This is a genomic window from Pontibacter mangrovi (assembly GCF_006385705.1).
Lineage (GTDB): Bacteria > Bacteroidota > Bacteroidia > Cytophagales > Hymenobacteraceae > Pontibacter > Pontibacter mangrovi.
Genome location: NZ_VFRQ01000002.1, coordinates 65,316 through 83,019 on the forward strand (window position 1 = coordinate 65,316; position 17,704 = coordinate 83,019).

Genomic DNA, 17,704 nt, shown 5'->3' on the forward strand with positions numbered 1-17,704 from the left:
TTACCCATTACTTTATACTTGCTACGGGCACAAACAAAGCCGTAACTTGCCTGTTCTGCAACCCCTAAACAACACAATTAATGCCAACTCCTGCAAACGCCCATTTTGCGCAAACGCTCATCAGCTGGTATGGCCGCCACAAGCGCAGCCTGCCCTGGCGCGATACCACAAACCCATACTACATATGGCTTTCCGAAGTAGTTCTGCAGCAAACGCGGGTGGCGCAGGGCCAGCCATACTATGAACGTTTTGTGGCTGCTTACCCTACCGTGCAGGATTTGGCGGCGGCCCCACAGGATGAGGTGCTGCGGCTGTGGCAGGGGCTTGGCTACTACTCCAGGGCACGCAACATGCACCATACGGCCCAACTGGTGGCGGAGAAGTATCGCGGCCAGTTTCCGGACAAGTATGAGGAGCTGATCAAACTGAAGGGCGTGGGCAGCTACACGGCGGCGGCTATTGCGGCTTTTGCTTTTAAAGAGAAGGTAGCGGTTTTGGACGGCAACGTGTTCCGGGTGCTGGCGCGCGTGTTTGGCATCTCGGATGATATTGCGGTCCCGGCCTCACGCAAGATCTTCCAGAAACTGGCCGATGAGTTGGTGCCTGCCGACGAGCCCGACACCTACAACCAGGCCATTATGGAGTTTGGGGCCATACAGTGCACGCCCCTGATGCCGGATTGCCTGTTTTGCCCGCTGCAACAAAGCTGTTTTGCCTTTAACCACGGCATGGTGCAGGAGCTGCCGGTAAAATCGAAGGCCAAGGCGGCGCGGCCGCGTTTTTTCCACTACATCGTGTTTGAGCTGAACGGCTCCTTTTACCTGCGCAAGCGGTTGGAGGGCGATATTTGGCAGGGCCTCTACGACTTTTACCTTTACGAGAGCGAAAGCAAAGACCTGCCCGAAGCGCAGCTGCTGCAGGAGCTGCAGGAAGCAGGCATCCCGGTGCAGGAGGCGCAGCTGCAGCCCCCGGCCAAGGATTACAAACACGTGCTGAGCCACCAGAAAATAACAGCGCGTTTTTACCGTATAAAGCTAAAGTATCCACTAAAAGATGAGGTGCTGACAGAAACAAGATTAGCCCCTTATAACGTTGAAAAAATAGAGGCTTTACCCAAACCAGTTTTAATTAGCAGCTATTTGAAAGATGCTAAGATTTTAGTATATTTATAAGCTGAAACTTTTCTGGAAACAAAAGCATTCTAGTAGTTTAAAATACAGCCATATTTGCCTCCAGCTTGGTTGCTGGAGTAGCCCAATTCAATTTAATACTTAGACAAAAAAGACATGGCAAGTGTAAACAAAGTGATCCTGATCGGAAACCTGGGCAAAGACCCTGAAATTCGTCACCTGGAAGGCGGTGTAGCCGTTGCCCGCTTCCCAATCGCTACTTCTGAGACCTTTAAGGACAAAAGCGGACAGAAGCAGGAACGCACCGAATGGCACAATATCGTTGTGTGGAGAGGCTTGGCCGAAGTAGCCGAGAAATACCTGCGCAAAGGCAACTCTGTGTTCATCGAGGGCAAGATCCGCAGCAACAACTACACCGATAAAGACGGCATCCAACGCTACAGCACCGAGATCGTGGCCGATAACATGACCATGCTGGGCGGCCGCAGCGACAACGGCGGCGGCGGCGACTACCAAGGCTCTGCTGCTGCAAGCGGCGGAAACTTTGGCGGCGGCGCGACGGCCAACAAAGGCGGCAGCCCTGCTGGCGGTTTCCAGAACGACGAGCCAGACGACCTGCCGTTCTAACCTATGTTTCACTAAACTAAACAGTTTTGGAAAGTACAGACCCCGGAGACCCCCTAAGTTTTAGCTTACTTCAACTTTTACAGAGTTCGGTAACAGAACTTAGACTGGAATACCTGATCGCCATTGCCGGCGGTTTTATACTATTGCTGCTCTCGGCCCTGACCTCAGGTGCCGAGGCAGCTTTTTTCTCTCTTTCGGAGCAGGAGCTGGAGCGCTGCAAATCTAGCAAGCGCCACGCTGAACAACGCGTTTATGAACTGCTGCAGAATCCGCGTCAGCTGCTCACCACCATCCTTATCCTCAACAACGGCATCAATGTAGCCATCATCACGCTGTTTGCCTATGTGGCATGGCAGCTGTTTGGCACTGCCACCCTACCTGCTGGCGCTATGGCGCTCTGTATGCTGCTAGGCACTTTCTTCATCGTCTTCTTCGGGGAAGTGTTGCCCAAAGTATACGTGCAGAAGCAGCGCCTGCCACTTGCCTGCCGCATGACGGGCGTGCTGGACAAGTTGAAGCTACTGGTAAGGCCGCTTTCCTGGCTCCTGATATTTATAAACGAGCACATCGAGCGCAAATACATCATCCGGGGCTACAACCATACTATAGAGGAGCTGCACCACAGCCTGGACGTAGCCTTGATCAATGCCGACACGTCGCCGGAAGAGCGTAAGATCTTGCGCGGCGTGGTGAACTTCGGCGCCATTTCCGTTAAGCAGATCATGCGCCCCCGCATGGATATTATTGCCTTTAACACTGCCATGACGCTGCCGGAACTGATGCCGGAAATCGTGAAGTGGGGCTACTCGCGGGTGCCGGTGTACTCCGAGAGCACCGATCAGATAGAAGGTATACTTTACGTGAAAGACCTGCTGCCGCACCTGAGCAAAGGCGCGGACTTTAAGTGGCAACAGCTGGTGCGCCCGCCTTTCTTCGTGCCGGAAAATAAGCGCATCGCTGACCTGTTCCAGGACTTTAAAGACAAGCACGTGCACATGGCCATTGTGGTGAACGAGTACGGCAGCACCATTGGCCTGCTTACCCTGGAAGACATTGTGGAGGAGATTGTAGGTGAGATAAATGATGAGTTTGACGACGACGATGACATTATTTACTCTCAACTCGACGAAAATACCTTTATCTTTGATGGCAAGACCTCGCTGCACGACTTCTGCAAGATAACAGAGGTGCCGTTTGATATTTTTGATGAGGTAAAGGGCGAGAATGAAACGGTGGCCGGCCTGATGCTGGTGCTCTTCTCCAAAATACCGCGCGTGGGCGACACTACCCAACATGGCCGCTTTCATTTCACGATTGAGTCGGCTGACACAAAGCGCGTAAAACGAGTTAAGATCAATGTCGCAAGCAAAAAAGAACAGTACCATAAAGTGGGTTAGCCTGAAGGCGTTTATGTGGATAGGCCTGGCAGCCGGTGTGGCGGCCTGCGGGTCGGAGGAGTATACGCCCAAGCCCAAGGGCTATAACCGCATCGACCTGCCCTCTCAGACGTACCAGCAGCTGCAGGAGCAGCACCCATATACTTTCGAATACTCAACGCATGCCAAGATCCGCCCTGACTCTTCCGGTATTGCGCAGCCGCACTGGATCAATATCATCTACCCGAGCCTGGGTGCCAACGTGCAGCTTACGTATAAAGACCTGAACAACAACCCAACTGCCTTAAACAACCTGATAGAAGACGCCCGCAAGCTTACCGCTAAGCACCAGATCAAGGCTTATGCCATCGAGGAGGCAGAGATCAAGATACCGACAGGCGATGTAGCCGCCGTGTTTGAGCTGGAGGGCGAGGTGCCCAGCCAGTTCCAGTTCTACGTAACCGACTCCACAGAGCACTTCCTGCGCGGCGCTTTATACTTCAGAACCGCCACCCAAAACGATTCCCTGGCCCCGGTCATCGAGTTTGTGAAGAAGGACATCGTGCACCTGCTGAACACGCTGGAGTGGAAGGAGGATTGATTGTTGGTTGTTGATTGTTGATTGTCTAAAGACCTCGCGGTGCCCGGAGGTCCCGCGAGCGTCTGGAGGTAGTACCGGGTCCCCCCTGCCCCTCTCCCGAAACAAGTCTGGGATCTGCAACTTAGCTAAGGAGGGAAACCCCGTAACTGCTTTGGCTAAAGTATGAGTTTCATGGCAACTGGGGTAGCATGAGCAGAAGTATAAACCCACCCCTGCCCCCTCAGAGGAAGGGAATTGTCTGGCAGATGCAGTCACCCCTGTAGTCCCCTCAAATGGACAGTCGCAAAAGCAATGGCTATCAAACCTGTTCCCAGTTTTTCTGTGAGGCGCCTATGCGAGTTTTTCCGGTGACGAGCGATAGCGAGGCAGCCCGAGGCACGAGGGCAGGAAAAGCTCCCAGCGCCGAGCGGGAAAACGAGGCCTCCCGGCCTAGGAGGGCACCAGAGTAGGAGGTGCAACAGTAGGGTTATAAGACTGAGGATGAACGGCAGCTAAAAAGGATAGCTTGCCTCCAGTTGCAGAAAGCAGTGGCTATAGCGAGGCACAAGCGGACGCTTGCGCCATAAATAACCATATTTAGAAATCCGTTTATCCAAAAAATCCTGATTCAGACTGACAACACCAAGTATAAAGCCCCGCCAGCACTAACACCTGTCGGGGCTTTTGTGTATTTTTGTACTTTATACTACTTGCCATACTTTCACCCGAAGCAAGCCAGAGACCGTGAGTAACTTCTTCAACACCAAAATAGAATTCCTGAAGGGCGTGGGGCCGATGCGGGCGGAGCTGTTGCAGAAAGAACTCAGCATCTTCACCTACGGCGACCTTATTCAGCACTACCCTTTCCGCTATCTCGACCGCACGCAGTTTTACAAAGTGGCCGAGTTGGACGAGAGCATGCCCTACGTGCAGGTGCGCGGCCGCATCCGGGGCAAAGAAGTGATTGGCGAGGGCCGGAAACAGCGTCTGGCGGCTACGCTGGCGGACGAAAACGGCGATCAGTTGGAACTGGTTTGGTTTAAAGGCGTGAAATGGATGCAAAAAACGCTGAAGAACCATACTGACTACATCGTATTCGGCAAACCTACGGAGTTCAACGGCAGGTTCAGCATGGCCCACCCGGAGCTGGAGGAACTTGCCGAGGAGAAGCAGACTACTTCCTTTCTGCAGCCAGTCTACAACACCACCGAAAAGCTCAAGGCCCACCGCATCGACAGCAAAGTGATCAGCAAGATGATGGAGCACTTGCTGAAGGTGGCGCTGCCGCAGGTGCAGGAGTCGCTGTCGCCGGAGCTGATTGAGACCTATAAGCTGATGGACAAGCGCAGCGCCTATGCCAACATCCATTTTCCGGAAACGGCAGACAAGTATAACAAGGCGAAGTTCCGGCTCAAGTTCGAGGAGCTTTTTTACATACAGTTGCGCCTGTTCCGCCAGAAGGTGGTGCGCAAGGCTGACCTGAAGGGACAGATCTTTAGCCATGTGCCTACCCTCAACGAGTTCTACAAAAACCACATGACCTTCGACCTGACAGGCGCGCAGAAGCGGGTGGTGAAGGAAATTTATGGCGATCTGACGGCAGGAAAACAGATGAACCGCCTCCTGCAGGGCGATGTGGGCTCGGGCAAAACCATCGTGGCTTTTATCACCATGCTGATCGCGGCAGATAACGGGGCGCAGTCGGTGCTGATGGCGCCAACCGAGATTCTGGCCGACCAGCATTACGTGGGCCTGAAAGCTTTTGCCGACCGCTTAGGTATAAATTTGGGCAAACTCACTGGCTCCACCAAAGCCAAAGACCGTAAGGTGCTGCACGAGCAACTACGCTCCGGCGAGATGAAGATGATTGTCGGCACGCACGCCTTGCTGGAGGACGTGGTGCAGTTCCAGAACCTGGGCTTGTGCATTGTGGATGAGCAGCACCGCTTTGGGGTGGAGCAGCGCTCGAAGCTGTGGCGCAAGAACCCGCGCATCATCCCGCACGTGCTCGTAATGACGGCCACGCCTATCCCCCGCACCCTGGCCATGACCCTATACGGCGACCTGGATGTGTCGGTGATTGACGAGCTACCGGCCGGCCGTAAGGAGATCGTGACCGTGCACCGCTTCGACTCGCATCGCCTGCGCGTGTTCCAGTTTGTGCGCGACCAAATCAAGCTGGGCCGGCAAGTATACATCGTGTACCCGCTAATTGAGGAGTCGGAGCAGATGGAGAACTACAAGGACCTTATGGACGGCTTTGAGAGTGTGCAGCGGGCCTTTCCGGAGTATAAGGTAAGTATGGTGCACGGCAAAATGAAGCCGCAGGACAAGGACTACGAAATGCAGCGCTTCGTAAACCACGAGACGCAGATCATGGTGGCCACGACGGTGATTGAGGTAGGCGTAAACGTGCCGAATGCTTCGGTGATGATTATCGAGAGTGCTGAGCGCTTCGGCTTGTCGCAGTTGCACCAGCTGCGTGGGCGCGTGGGCCGTGGTGCTGAGCAGAGTTACTGCATCCTGATGACGGGCTACAAACTGAGCAAAGACAGTAAAACCAGATTGGAGACGATGGTGCGCACGAACAACGGATTCGAAATCGCCGACATCGATCTGAAACTGCGCGGCCCCGGTGACCTGATGGGCACACAGCAAAGCGGCGTGCTGGACCTGCTCATCGCCGACCTGTCCAAAGACGCGCCCATACTTCAGGAGGCCCGAGCCGCCGCCCAACGCGTGCTGCACCAGGACCCGCAGCTGGAGCAGCCGGAGCACACCAACATCCGCCGTCATATCCAATCGCTGAGCGCCAACACGGTAAACTGGAGCAGGATCAGTTAAGGTAGAAAGTAAAAAGTTGGGGCAGTTTATACTTTGGTTCCACGCGAAACAATAGCTGCGGGTGAATATTGTGGCTGGTTATACTTTGAGTGGTAAAATTTATTATATTAATAGCACAGTTGCGTTTATCATCCTACCGTTGATTGGCTAAATGCGATACACTAACGAGCTCTTATTCCAAAAAATGAATGAAACTAGAAGAACTAAAAGACAAACTTGCCACTAATGGGCTTGCTAGGTACTTTGACAAATTAAATCCTCTTTTACGGAATACAATCAGGCTCTACCAAACTGCAACTGACGAAAATCTAATAGAAATCGGACAGACTAAAATAGGTGGGCGGCCAGACTTACCTCCGAACATCAGTTGGGCAACAGAAACTAACAAGGTTGTAACAACTGAAAAAAGTTTCTAATCTTTCGCAGTAAAAAAGAGGAAACGGTTACTAAGCCATTATCATTTATTGCTCAGATAAATCTTTCACAGGTAACTCAATTTGATACTGAAAACCTACTTCCAAATAAAGGAATCTTATACTTCTTTTATTCTGCAGAACAGGAAGCTTGGGGTTTCGACTTTCATGACCGAAACAAGTTTCAAGTTCTTTACTTTGACGGAAACACGAATGATCTAATAAGAGCTGACTATCCCAAGAATATGCCTGAAGGCTCTAAGTTTAAGGCTTGTTCAGTGTCAATTCAACAGGAGATAAGTTTGCCTTCATATGAACATGAAGTGTATAATGATTTTACAGAGGAAGAAAGCGATAAGTTCTGGGAAGAAATATATAATGACGAAAACATCAATAAACTTTTAGGTTATGCGGACACTATTCAAAACGATATGGAATTAGAGTGCGAGCTTGTAACCAATGGGCTTTATTGCGGCGACCCTTCAGGTTATAATGATCCCAGAGCAAAAGCACTTGCACCGAACGCAGCGAATTGGCGACTGCTCTTGCAGATTGATAGTAATGAAGCAAACGAAATGATGTGGGGCGATTGTGGTAGACTTTATTTTTGGATTAAGAAGAATGACTTAGCTAATAAGCAGTTTAATAATTCTTGGTTCATTTTACAATACAGCTAATATTTCTGAGAAGATCAACGACTCGCAAAGTTTAAGTTAAGCCTTTGTTGTACTTCACGCCCCTGCTACACAAGCACCCTATACTACAACAAACACCCAAAGCCTCCGTTTTACCTCTACCAAAACCCATATCACCCGTGAAAAAGCTTTCCATACTTTTTATACTTCTGTGCCTGCTTTGCCAGCCGCAGGCTATACTTGCCCAGTCCAAAACAAGGGCAGCTGTGGACTTTAACTACCAGCCCAACCCGGAGGCAGACCACTACAACCAGCGTTTGCCGCACAAGTCCATACCGGTGGGGCAGAACGAGTTTATACTTCTACAGCGCCAGGCCAATGGCAAGTATGCTGTAGAGAAGTATAACGCAGACCTGCAGAAGCAATGGGCGGCGGAGATACTGATGGCTGCAGGCGAGGAAGTGGACAACTTTACAGCCAGCCAGGAGGCGGCGCTGGTGGTAACGCACCGCAAAGAGGGCCAGAACCAGCTGCTGCAGGGGCACCGCATCAACCTGAAAAACGGACAGCTGGAGAAGCCGGTGCAGCTGCTGCAGGCTCCGGCCAAAGGTCGCAGGGCAGGTGTGGCTGTGTCTGCCGACGGATCGCAGGTGCTGGCCTACCGCTTCCATACCGATAACAGCTTTAACATCCTCCAGATCAGCGGCACGCTGTACAACGATGCTCTGCAGAAACAGCAGGAAGTGAAGTATAACCTGAGCGATTTGCGCGGCATCCTGACGGCTGATATTAAGATTGGCAACGGCGGCGAGCAGTACGTGAACCTGATCTCGGACCAGATGAACCGCCTGAGCGTGCGCCAGTACAAGCCGGGCAGCAAAGAAGTAAAGGTGATGTCGGTGCTGGTGGGCGGCGTGTTTGGCGGCAAGAAAGTATACATCCGCGACACACGTTTCGAGCTGATGCCGGACGGGCAAATGTATGGCGCCGTGCTGACGGCCGACGAGAAGAGCGGCGGCTACTACAGCCTGAAAGCCGTGAAGTATGATTTTGAGCAGGAGGACATGCGCTTCGCAGAAGAGTATAAATTTACGCCGGACTATGTGCAGCAGGTAAACGCGCTGGATAAGGCCAACAAAAGCAATAAGCTGCAGGACATCTACCTGACCGACCTGATCCTGACGCCGGAGAAGCAGCTGCTTATACTTGCCGAGAAAAAGTATACCGAGGGCGGCGAGGGTGCGCCATACTTTGCCAAAGAGCTACACCTGTTCGCCTACGACGAGTATATGATCTTCGACTGGAATTCGGTGCTGATGAAACAGCAGCAGGCGCCGGCCTCCGAGGGTTTTAGCGGCATTTCCTACAGCTCCTACCTCAGCGGCAATACCCTGAACCTGCTCACGCTGGAAGAGCTCAACGGAAAGTATGATTTATACCTGCGCCAGATAAACACTAACAGCGGCAGCGCCTCCGCCCCACAGGGCCTGCGCCTCAACATCCCGAAAGACGGAAAGCCTGCTTACGTGAAGGATTATACCACCTGGCTGGCTGATAAAGACATAGTAACCGTACTGCGCAGCGGCAAGAAAGCCGACAAATTGCAGCTGAGCCGCATCGAGGTAAGATAGTTACAGCTTTAACTGCTGCAGAAAGCGAGGCCGCCGTGCTTCGCTTTTTTGCTTTACGCGCATACTTCGGGTAAAAGAGGTAAGCTGCAGCAGCATGTGCGAAAAGCCTACATAATTCACAATATCCACGTACATTTTAAACTCTTTGCGGGAGCCATCCAGCACGCCCAGCTTATCCACTTTGTAGGTGTTCATGGCCGACCACGGCATCCAGCGCACCACTTTTTTGTGGCGCAGCATGTAGCGGTTGATGGCCACCTCCAGCTGGTAGCACTTCAGCTTTTGGTTCAGCACCTGCCGCAGGTCCTCGGTTTTCAGGATACGCTCTCCGGATAAAAGCACATCGCTGCGATACCACTTCACAAACCACGGCGAATTGATGCGGCGCATGATGATCATATCCACAGAAGTATAGATTTGATACGCTTGCAGGGCGGCCTCCAACTCATACTTCCGCAGGTCCTGCAGGTCAGCGTCCATCATCAGCAGCACCTCGTGCCGCACAAACTGCAGGCCAAACTTTATAGCGGCCGTTTTACCCACGTTCTGCGCCAGCCGCACGACCTCTACCGCGGGCCAGTGCTGCTGTATAAAATCTGCCGTTCCGTCTGCAGAGCCATCATCCACACAAATAACCTGCGAGATATGGGCTGCGCCAGCAACTATATGCAGCACCCCGTCAATGCGCTCGCGCTCATTAAAACACGGTATAAGGCAGGTCACTCCCATAGCATAACAAACTATTACAAAGCCAATTACCTATTACGCAAAATCGGCAGGTGCTTTTGCCGCTGATGCCAAAAATTACGTGAGTGGAGTTATACTAGGATCCCTTGAATAATGCGATGGGTTGCTTCCACAGTTTGCTAACAGCCTAAAAACCACCTCTAGCCCCTCCAAGGAGGGGAATGCGCCTGTAGATTTTAAAAGATACTGCGCACGAACTAACTGATAGTGGTATTTTACTTTCATACTTGATAGGGGCATAAAAGCAAGAAAGGCTGCTACCTGGGGTAACAGCCTTTTCCTAACTATAAATGGTCAGAAATTAGTATACGTACTCATTTGCCTCTATCAGGGCGGCAGCTATGCGGCGGCGCGCCTCTTTGGTGTTGTAGAGGTCTTTCTTGGTGAAGCGCTTCAGGCCCATGAACAGCAGGCGCTGCTCATCACCCTCCGCCATAGCGGCGATAGCCTCTTTACCGGCTTTAAAGGCAGTGTCCACGGCATCATTCACGGTCACGCGCACAATGTCGATCTGGTTGGCAACGGCCTCCTCGCCTTTCTGGCCCACCAGCTTCTCCACGCGCAGCAGCGTAGATTCCGCCACGTAGGTTTTGATAGCCATGTCAGCGATGTTCATCAGGATCTCCTGCTCTTTCGCCAGCGAGTTCATGTACTTCTGCACCGCTGTGCCCGCTGTCATCAGAATCGCTTTCTTCAGGTTTTTGATTGCCTTGTGCTCCGCAGAGAACAGCGTCTCCTCCTCTGTGTTGAAATCCGGAATGGCCATCAGCTCCTGCTGCACCGCCTGTGCCGGGCCCATCAAATCCAGCTCGCCTTTCAGGGCTTTCTTCAGGATCATGTCCACGGTCAGCATGCGGTTGATCTCGTTCGTACCCTCAAAGATGCGGTTGATGCGGGAGTCGCGGTAGGCGCGGTCCATTGGGTAGTCAGCGGAGAAGCCGTAGCCACCGTAGATCTGCACGCCCTCGTCCACCACGTAATCCAGCACCTCGGAGCCTTCTACTTTCAGCATAGCGGCCTCCACGGCAAACTCGCGGGCGGCGCCCAGCAGCGCCTCGTTTTCGTGGGCACCGTTGGCCATCAGTTCCTGCTCCTTGCGGTAAATATCCATACCGCAGCGGTACAACGCCGACTCAATACCATAAATGCGAATAGCTTGCTCCGCCAGTTTATACCTGATAGCGCCGAACTTAGAGATTGGCAGCTTGAACTGGTGACGCTCGTTGGCATACTTTACCGACAGGTCTGCTACTTTTTTAGCAGCGCCCAAGGTAGCAGCACCCAGTTTAATACGGCCGATGTTCAGGATGTTGAAGGCGATGAGGTGGCCTTTGCCGATCTCACCCAGCACGTTCTCCTTGGGCACCTGGCAATCTTCGAAGAACACCTGGCGGGTAGAAGAGCCCTTGATACCCATCTTGTGCTCCTCGTTGCCCAGGCTCAGGCCCGGATAATCTTTCTCCACGATAAAGCCCGTGAACTTGTCGCCGTCTACCTGCGCGAACACCACAAATACATCGGCAAAACCGGCGTTTGTGATCCACATCTTCTGGCCGTTCAGGATATAATGTGTGCCTGCCTCGTTCAGCTCGGCCTTCGTTTTAGCCGCCAAGGCATCCGATCCAGATCCCGGTTCCGTCAAACAGTAAGCCGACATCCACTCCCCGTTTACCAGCTTCGGGATATACTTGTTCTTCTGCTCCTCGGTGCCAAAGTATAAAATAGGCAGCGTACCGATACCCGTGTGCGCCGCAAAGGCAACCGGGAACGAGTGGCCACCGCCTACCGACTCGGTTACCAGCAGCGAGGTGTTGAAGTCCATGTTCAGGCCACCATATTGCTCCGGAATAGACACCGCGAACAAGCCCAGCTCGCCGGCTTTTTTCATCAGGCCCTCCATCAGGCCTTCTTCGTGGTTGTCGAGGCGGTCCAGCAGCGGGTACACCTCCTCGCGCACAAAATCGCGACAGGTCTGCGCCATCATGCGCTGCTCCTCGTTAAACTCGGCAGGTATAAACACATCCTGCGGATTGGTTTCTTTTATCAGGAACTCCCCGCCCTGGATCGTGGCGGCTTGTTTATCGGTTACATTTTCCATATCGGTAAGATTTTAGATACTAGACATTAGATTTTTTACTCACTGTTTTTTTAAAACTATTTATCATTTTTTGAATCTGCTCTAGTTGACTCAAAAGCTGTTTAAGTTGCGCCTCTTTTACTAGTCCGAAAGAGTTAGCGAGGATTAGTTGTGTTTCTAACTCAAATGCAGAACCTAAAGCAATGCTTAAAAACTGGCTGAATTCTTTTGATGAACTTCTGCCAGCACCTTCAGCTATATTTGATGGTATTGAAACAGCTGCACGATTGATTTGAGATGTAAGTCCATACTTTTCGTTTCCCGGAAATGCAGCTGTCGTTTCATAGACAACTTTTGCTAGTTCCATAGAGCGCTGCCAAATCTTTAAATCCTTAAAGTTGTGCATGAAGTATGTCTAACATCTAAAATCTACTATCTAGCATCTATTTGAGCAGTTCAAACACGCCGGCTACACCCTGGCCACCGCCCACGCAGGCGGTAACGAGGCCGTGCTTGCCGCCGGTGCGGCGCAGGTCGCTGAAAAGCTGTACCGATAGCTTGGTGCCTGTGCAACCCAGCGGGTGACCGAGTGCAATGGCGCCGCCATTGATGTTCAGCTTGTCCGGGTCAAAATCGAGGTGGCGCATCACGGCGATGGACTGTGCCGCAAAAGCCTCGTTCATCTCGATCAGGTCGATGTCGTTCAGCGTCATACCAGCCTGCTTCAGCGCCTTCGGCACTGCCGCGATCGGGCCCATACCCATGATGCGCGGGTCTACGCCGCCGGTGCCATAGCTGATCAGGCGCGCAATCGGCTCTAGGTTCAGCTCTTTCACCATGCGCTCGCTCATCACAATCACAAAGGCTGCGCCATCGGAGGTTTGGGAAGAGTTACCGGCCGTCACTGAGCCGCCTGCCGCAAACACCGGCTTCAGGCGCGCCAGCGCCTCCATCGAGGTGTCGGCGCGTGGGCCTTCGTCAGTGTCTACCACATAGCTGCGGGTCTTCTTTTTGCCGTTCTCGTCCAGGTACGTTTCCTCCACGGTTACCGGCACAATCTGGTCTTTAAAATAGCCGTTTTGGATAGCATTGATTGCCTTTTGATGCGATTTCAGCGCAAACTCATCCTGGTCTTCACGTGAAACATTGTAATCGTTGGCCACCGCCTCTGCCGTCAGGCCCATGCTCAGGTACCAGTCCGGGTTTTCCCGCGCTATTTTATAGTTCGGTGCTGTCTTCCAGCCGGCCGTCGGTACCATTGACATCGATTCGGTGCCCCCGGCCACGATGCAGTCGGCCATACCTGCCGAAATACGGTTAGCGGCAATGGCAATGGTCTCCAGGCCGGAGCCGCAGTAGCGGTTCACCGTCATGCCACTTACCGACATCGGCAAAGCCAAAAGCGAGATCATGCGCCCGATCTGCAGGCCCTGCTCCGCCTCCGGCACGGCGTTACCCACAATCAGGTCGTCCACGCGCTCCGGGTCCAGGGCAGGCACAGAGGCCATTAAGTGTTTGATGACGTCAGCGGCCAGGTCATCGGGTCTGGTGAACCGGAACCCGCCACGGCCCGCTTTCCCCACGGCGCTACGAAATCCGGCTACGATATATGCATTGTTCATATCTATGAATTGCTAAATTGTTAAATGGTTGATTGTTGTTCGCTGGTGCGAGCTTGCAGCGCAAGACTTACAGCTCTTTAGAACAACAGTAAGCACATATTTATACTTTCCCTTCTTTGTCATCTTGAAAGAATCTGGGTTATAGGGCTGTTCCGGATTTGTAATCCGGAATTCAGATAACTGCGGATTTGTAATCCATCTGCTTGCCATTAGCTACTGCCTTTGCTAGTGCGGATTACAAACCCGCGGCTATTATACTTTCGGATTGCAAATCCGAAAGAGCTTACTGGCTTAACCTCCCTTCAACCAAGATCCTTTCAGGATGACAAAGAACGTAGGGCTACTTTCTAGCCCATCAAGCCTTAATTTCTCAGCGGCTTGCCTGTCGTCAGGATGCTCTGGATGCGCTCCAGCGTCTTGCGCTCGCCTGTCAGGGACAGGAAAGCCTCCCGCTCCAGGTCCAGCAGGTACTGTTCGCTTACCTCGGTTGGGGCCGACAAGTCGCCGCCGCACATCACGTAGGCCAGTTTCTCTGATATCTTCTTATCATGCTCTGAGATGTAGCGGCCAGAGTACATGGCGTTGGCACCTGTCAGGAACATACCCAACGCACCTTTGCCCTGCACCTTCACGTTGGTGCGCTGCACCGGCTTGGTGTATCCCTCCTCGGCCAGAAGTATAGCCTGCGCCTTGGCATCGGCTATCAAACGGTTGCTGTTGATGGTGATGGCGTCGGAGTTACGTAGATAGCCCAGATCAATCGCCTCTTTAGCTGATGTAGATACTTTGGCCATACCAATCGTCAGGAACACGTTCTTCAGGTCGTTGTACTCAATGTCGCCATCGGCATACATATCGGCAGCGCGAAGTGTCATCTCTTTGGTACCGCCACCGCCTGGTATCAGGCCAACTCCGAACTCCACCAAGCCCATGTAGGTCTCAGCGGCCGCCTGCACGTGGTCGCAGTGCAGGTTCAGCTCGCAGCCACCGCCCAGCGTCAGGCCGTGCGGCGCGCCCACTACAGGTATGGCCGAATAGCGCATGCGCATCATGGCATCCTGGAACTGCTTGATCATGAAGTTGATCTCGTCGTACTCCTGCTCCAGCGCATACATGTACACCAGCCCCAGGTTAGCACCCGCCGAGAAGTTCGCGCCCTGGTTACCCACTACCATGCCTCTGAAATCTTTCTCCGCCAGTTCCACGCCTTTCATCAGGCCCTGGATCACGTCGCCGCCCAGCGTATTCATCTTCGAGTGGAATTCCACGTTCAGGATGCCGTCGCCAAGGTCGATCACCGAAGCACCGCTGTTTTTCCAGATCAGCTTGCTGCCGCGCAGGTTATCCAGTATGATGAAGTTCTCGGCGCCCGGTATGGCTTTGTATTCCTTGCTGTTGATGTCATAGTAGCGGCGCTGGCCGTTCTCCACGATGTAGAAGGATTCCTTACCGTGCTCCAGCATCTCCTCTACCCAGGCTGCAGGCTGGTAACCGGCTTCGGTCATGCGCTGCACCCCTTCGCGGGCTCCAATGGCATCCCAGTACTCAAACGGACCAAGCTCCCAGCCAAAGCCGGCTCGCATGGCATCGTCTATTCTGTATAGCTCGTCAGATATCTCCGGAATACGGTTGCTCACATACTGGAACAGCCCAAACAGCGACTCATTGAAGAATTGCGCTGCTTTATCATTCTGCTTAGAGAAAGCTTTGACGCGTTTCTTCAGGTCCTCGATCGGCTTCAGCACTTCCAGGCTCTGGAACTTCGGACGCTGCTTAGGCCCATACTCCATCGTGTTCAGGTCCAGCGTCAGGATCTCTGTTTTGCCTTTCGCGTCTTTGGTCTTCTTATAGAAACCCTGGCCGGTCTTATCGCCCAGCCACTTGTTCTCCACCATCTTCTGCAGGTAATCCGGCAGCTTAAACAGCTCTCTCGACTCGTCCTTCTCGCCGGTCTGGTACAGGCCGTTGGCCACGTTTGCCAAAGTATCCAGGCCAACCACGTCCAGCGTGCGGAAAGTAGCCGACTTCGGACGACCGATGATCGGGCCGGAGATGCGGTCTACCTCGTCCACGTTCAGGCCGAGCTTGTTCATCACCTGCAGGCCCTGCATGATGGCGTAAATGCCCACACGGTTCGCAATAAAGGCAGGCGTGTCCTTGGCCAGTACGGTAGTTTTGCCCAAGTATAAATCACCGTAGTGCATCAGGAAATCCACCACCTCTTTGTCCGTTTCCGGTGTCGGGATGATCTCGAGAAGCTTGAGGTAGCGCGGCGGGTTAAAGAAGTGCGTGCCGCAGAAGTGCTTCTTAAAATCATCGGAGCGGCCGTCCAGCATCATGTGGATCGGGATGCCCGAGGTGTTGGACGAGATGAGCGTGCCCGGCTTGCGGAACTGCTCCACCTGGTCGTACACAATTTTCTTTATCTTCAGGTTCTCCACCACCACTTCTATCGTCCAGTCGGCGGTGGCGATGTCCTTCATGTTATCCTCAAAGTTGCCCGTTTGGATCAGGCGTGCATCGGCCTTGCGGTACAGCGGAGCCGGGTTAGAGTTGATGGCTGCTTTCAGCGAGCTGTCCACGATGCGGTTGCGCACAGCTTTGCTTTCCAGCGACAGGCCTTTTTTCTCTTCCTCCGGCGTCAGTTCCTTCGGTACAATGTCGAGCAGCAGCACCTGCACCCCGATGTTGGCGAAGTGGCAGGCAATGCGGGAGCCCATCACCCCGGAGCCAAGCACGGCTACTTTCTTAATTATTCTTTTCATAGAATGGCGATAGTTGTCTATGGGTTAAAAGATTTCTTTATTCTCGATCATGCCAAGTATGCGGCCGCACACGTTAAAGAAAACATCCAGGTCCTCCTGCGGTATCTGCTCGCGCACCTTGTTATTAAACTGCTTCACCGTTTTACGCGACACTTCCTTCTTCTCCAGCCCTTTCTCTGTCAGGAAGATGCGCACCAGGCGCTTGTCGTTCGGGTCGGACACTTTATAGATAAGCTGCTTCTCCTCCATACTTTTGAGGATGCGGGTGAGGCTGCGCGCCTCCAGCCCAAGCAAGGGAGCGATTTTGGTGGCGGGGGTGCCTTGTTCCTGATCTATGTTGAGCAGCACAAAGCCAATGGAGGTGGTAATATCGTTCTGCACCGCCTCGGCATTGTACATGCGCGAGATGGCGTGCCAACATACTTTAAAGTTATAGTCTACAGTTTCTTCCGGCTTCATCATTTATAATGGTGTATACCAAATATAAGTAAATATGTTATGCTTGCATACCTTTTTTAGAAAAAATTTCTTTGTGCTTCCGGTGCAGCAGCTGGAGGTAATATTATAAAGGTTGCCGGTATAGTTATACTATAAACTAACAGATGGGATTTGCTTTAGTTTGAGAAAGTATGGATGGGGCAAGAAAAAAGCCCTTCCGGGGTGGGAAGGGCTTTGGTATTATAAGCTATCGAGTTCAGCTTCGGTGTACACAACTCCGGGTGGAGGAAGCAAAACATCTTTAGCAGTACTAAACTTATGATTACTGCTTTTCTTCATGTTCTGATTCTCTATAAGCTTTAGCAAGGTTCGTACACATTTTTCAATATCATCATTAAGTGTAGTTTTCATTTGCACCTCTCCGTTATACATAGTGATTCTTAGGGAGTAGAAAGCCATATCAAAGCCGTCATACCTAACCTGTTTAAGGTGGTTTAAGTCAATGGAGCTGTATAAATTATAAACCTCATTTAAATCCAGTGAGTCTAGCTCTCCAGTATAGTTAGCCTTAATGCTTACTTCATGCACTTCCCGCAGCCGATAAAAAAATTTACCATCTGCCGTTATTTCTACATCTTTAGATATGTTTTCTTCACCTAACGCTGGAAAGATTGAAAAGGTAATCGTTTCAAATTGAGCCTCACTTCTCTCTTCCGCTTTCACCGGTTCTGGATTATCAGCAACGGCAGGTGCTTTTTCCTGCTGCCCTCCACAGGACACAAGTATAACAACAGCAGCTAATAGTAAAATTTGCTTCAT

At 52.2% G+C, this 17,704-nt stretch carries 15 protein-coding genes; 8 read left to right on the top strand and 7 right to left on the bottom strand.

Annotated features, from left to right (window positions below; genetic code table 11):
* Positions 1-80 precede the first annotated feature (80 nt).
* From mutY to FJM65_RS03825, 8 genes are all read left to right on the top strand, one after another.
* Positions 81-1,172 carry an A/G-specific adenine glycosylase gene (gene mutY / locus FJM65_RS03790; protein ID WP_140619621.1) on the top strand — a complete coding sequence of 364 codons (1,092 nt, stop codon included), beginning with the start codon at positions 81-83 and terminating at the stop codon, positions 1,170-1,172.
* Positions 1,173-1,286: 114 nt separating this feature from the next.
* Positions 1,287-1,757: a single-stranded DNA-binding protein gene (locus FJM65_RS03795; protein WP_140619623.1), complete on the top strand. Its 471-nt coding sequence runs from the start codon at positions 1,287-1,289 to the stop codon at positions 1,755-1,757.
* 26 nt (positions 1,758-1,783) lie between these two features.
* Complete coding sequence (gldE, locus tag FJM65_RS03800; protein WP_239022812.1) at positions 1,784-3,154, top strand: gliding motility-associated protein GldE; 1,371 nt, start codon at positions 1,784-1,786, stop codon at positions 3,152-3,154.
* Positions 3,155-3,167: 13 nt separating this feature from the next.
* Positions 3,168-3,734 (top strand): gliding motility lipoprotein GldD, encoded by a 567-nt coding sequence (gene gldD, locus FJM65_RS03805; protein ID WP_140620501.1) that lies wholly within the window; start codon positions 3,168-3,170, stop codon positions 3,732-3,734.
* A gap of 723 nt (positions 3,735-4,457) precedes the next feature.
* Positions 4,458-6,557, top strand: a complete 2,100-nt coding sequence (recG, locus tag FJM65_RS03810) for an ATP-dependent DNA helicase RecG (RefSeq protein WP_140619625.1) — start codon at positions 4,458-4,460, stop codon at positions 6,555-6,557.
* 188 nt (positions 6,558-6,745) lie between these two features.
* Complete coding sequence (locus tag FJM65_RS03815; protein ID WP_140619627.1) at positions 6,746-6,973, top strand: hypothetical protein; 228 nt, start codon at positions 6,746-6,748, stop codon at positions 6,971-6,973.
* Entirely contained in the window at positions 6,973-7,647 is a 675-nt protein-coding gene (locus tag FJM65_RS03820; RefSeq protein ID WP_140619629.1) for a YwqG family protein, read from the top strand. The genes FJM65_RS03815 and FJM65_RS03820 overlap by 1 nt, the downstream gene beginning before the upstream one ends.
* Before the next feature lie 137 nt (positions 7,648-7,784).
* A complete protein-coding gene (locus FJM65_RS03825; RefSeq protein ID WP_140619631.1) occupies positions 7,785-9,236 on the top strand; it encodes a hypothetical protein in 1,452 nt (483 codons plus the stop codon).
* Here FJM65_RS03825 and FJM65_RS03830 read toward each other — a convergent pair whose 3' ends face one another.
* The 7 genes from FJM65_RS03830 to FJM65_RS03860 all read right to left on the bottom strand — a co-directional run bounded on the left by FJM65_RS03830 (position 9,237) and on the right by FJM65_RS03860 (position 17,704).
* Positions 9,237-9,965: a glycosyltransferase family 2 protein gene (locus tag FJM65_RS03830; RefSeq protein ID WP_140619633.1), complete on the bottom strand. Its 729-nt coding sequence runs from the start codon at positions 9,963-9,965 to the stop codon at positions 9,237-9,239.
* Between the two features lie 319 nt (positions 9,966-10,284).
* Positions 10,285-12,081, bottom strand: coding sequence for an acyl-CoA dehydrogenase family protein (locus tag FJM65_RS03835; protein WP_140619635.1), 1,797 nt, complete (start codon positions 12,079-12,081; stop codon positions 10,285-10,287).
* Positions 12,082-12,100: 19 nt separating this feature from the next.
* Positions 12,101-12,466, bottom strand: a complete 366-nt coding sequence (locus tag FJM65_RS03840) for a four helix bundle protein (protein ID WP_140619637.1) — start codon at positions 12,464-12,466, stop codon at positions 12,101-12,103.
* 37 nt (positions 12,467-12,503) lie between these two features.
* Complete coding sequence (locus FJM65_RS03845) at positions 12,504-13,682, bottom strand: acetyl-CoA C-acyltransferase (protein WP_140619639.1); 1,179 nt, start codon at positions 13,680-13,682, stop codon at positions 12,504-12,506.
* Between the two features lie 362 nt (positions 13,683-14,044).
* Positions 14,045-16,447: a 3-hydroxyacyl-CoA dehydrogenase/enoyl-CoA hydratase family protein gene (locus FJM65_RS03850; RefSeq protein WP_140619641.1), complete on the bottom strand. Its 2,403-nt coding sequence runs from the start codon at positions 16,445-16,447 to the stop codon at positions 14,045-14,047.
* 24 nt (positions 16,448-16,471) lie between these two features.
* On the bottom strand, positions 16,472-16,906 hold the full coding sequence (locus FJM65_RS03855; protein WP_140620503.1) for a MarR family winged helix-turn-helix transcriptional regulator: 435 nt from the start codon (positions 16,904-16,906) through the stop codon (positions 16,472-16,474).
* A 219-nt stretch (positions 16,907-17,125) separates the two neighbouring features.
* Entirely contained in the window at positions 17,126-17,704 is a 579-nt protein-coding gene (locus tag FJM65_RS03860) for a hypothetical protein (RefSeq protein WP_140619643.1), read from the bottom strand.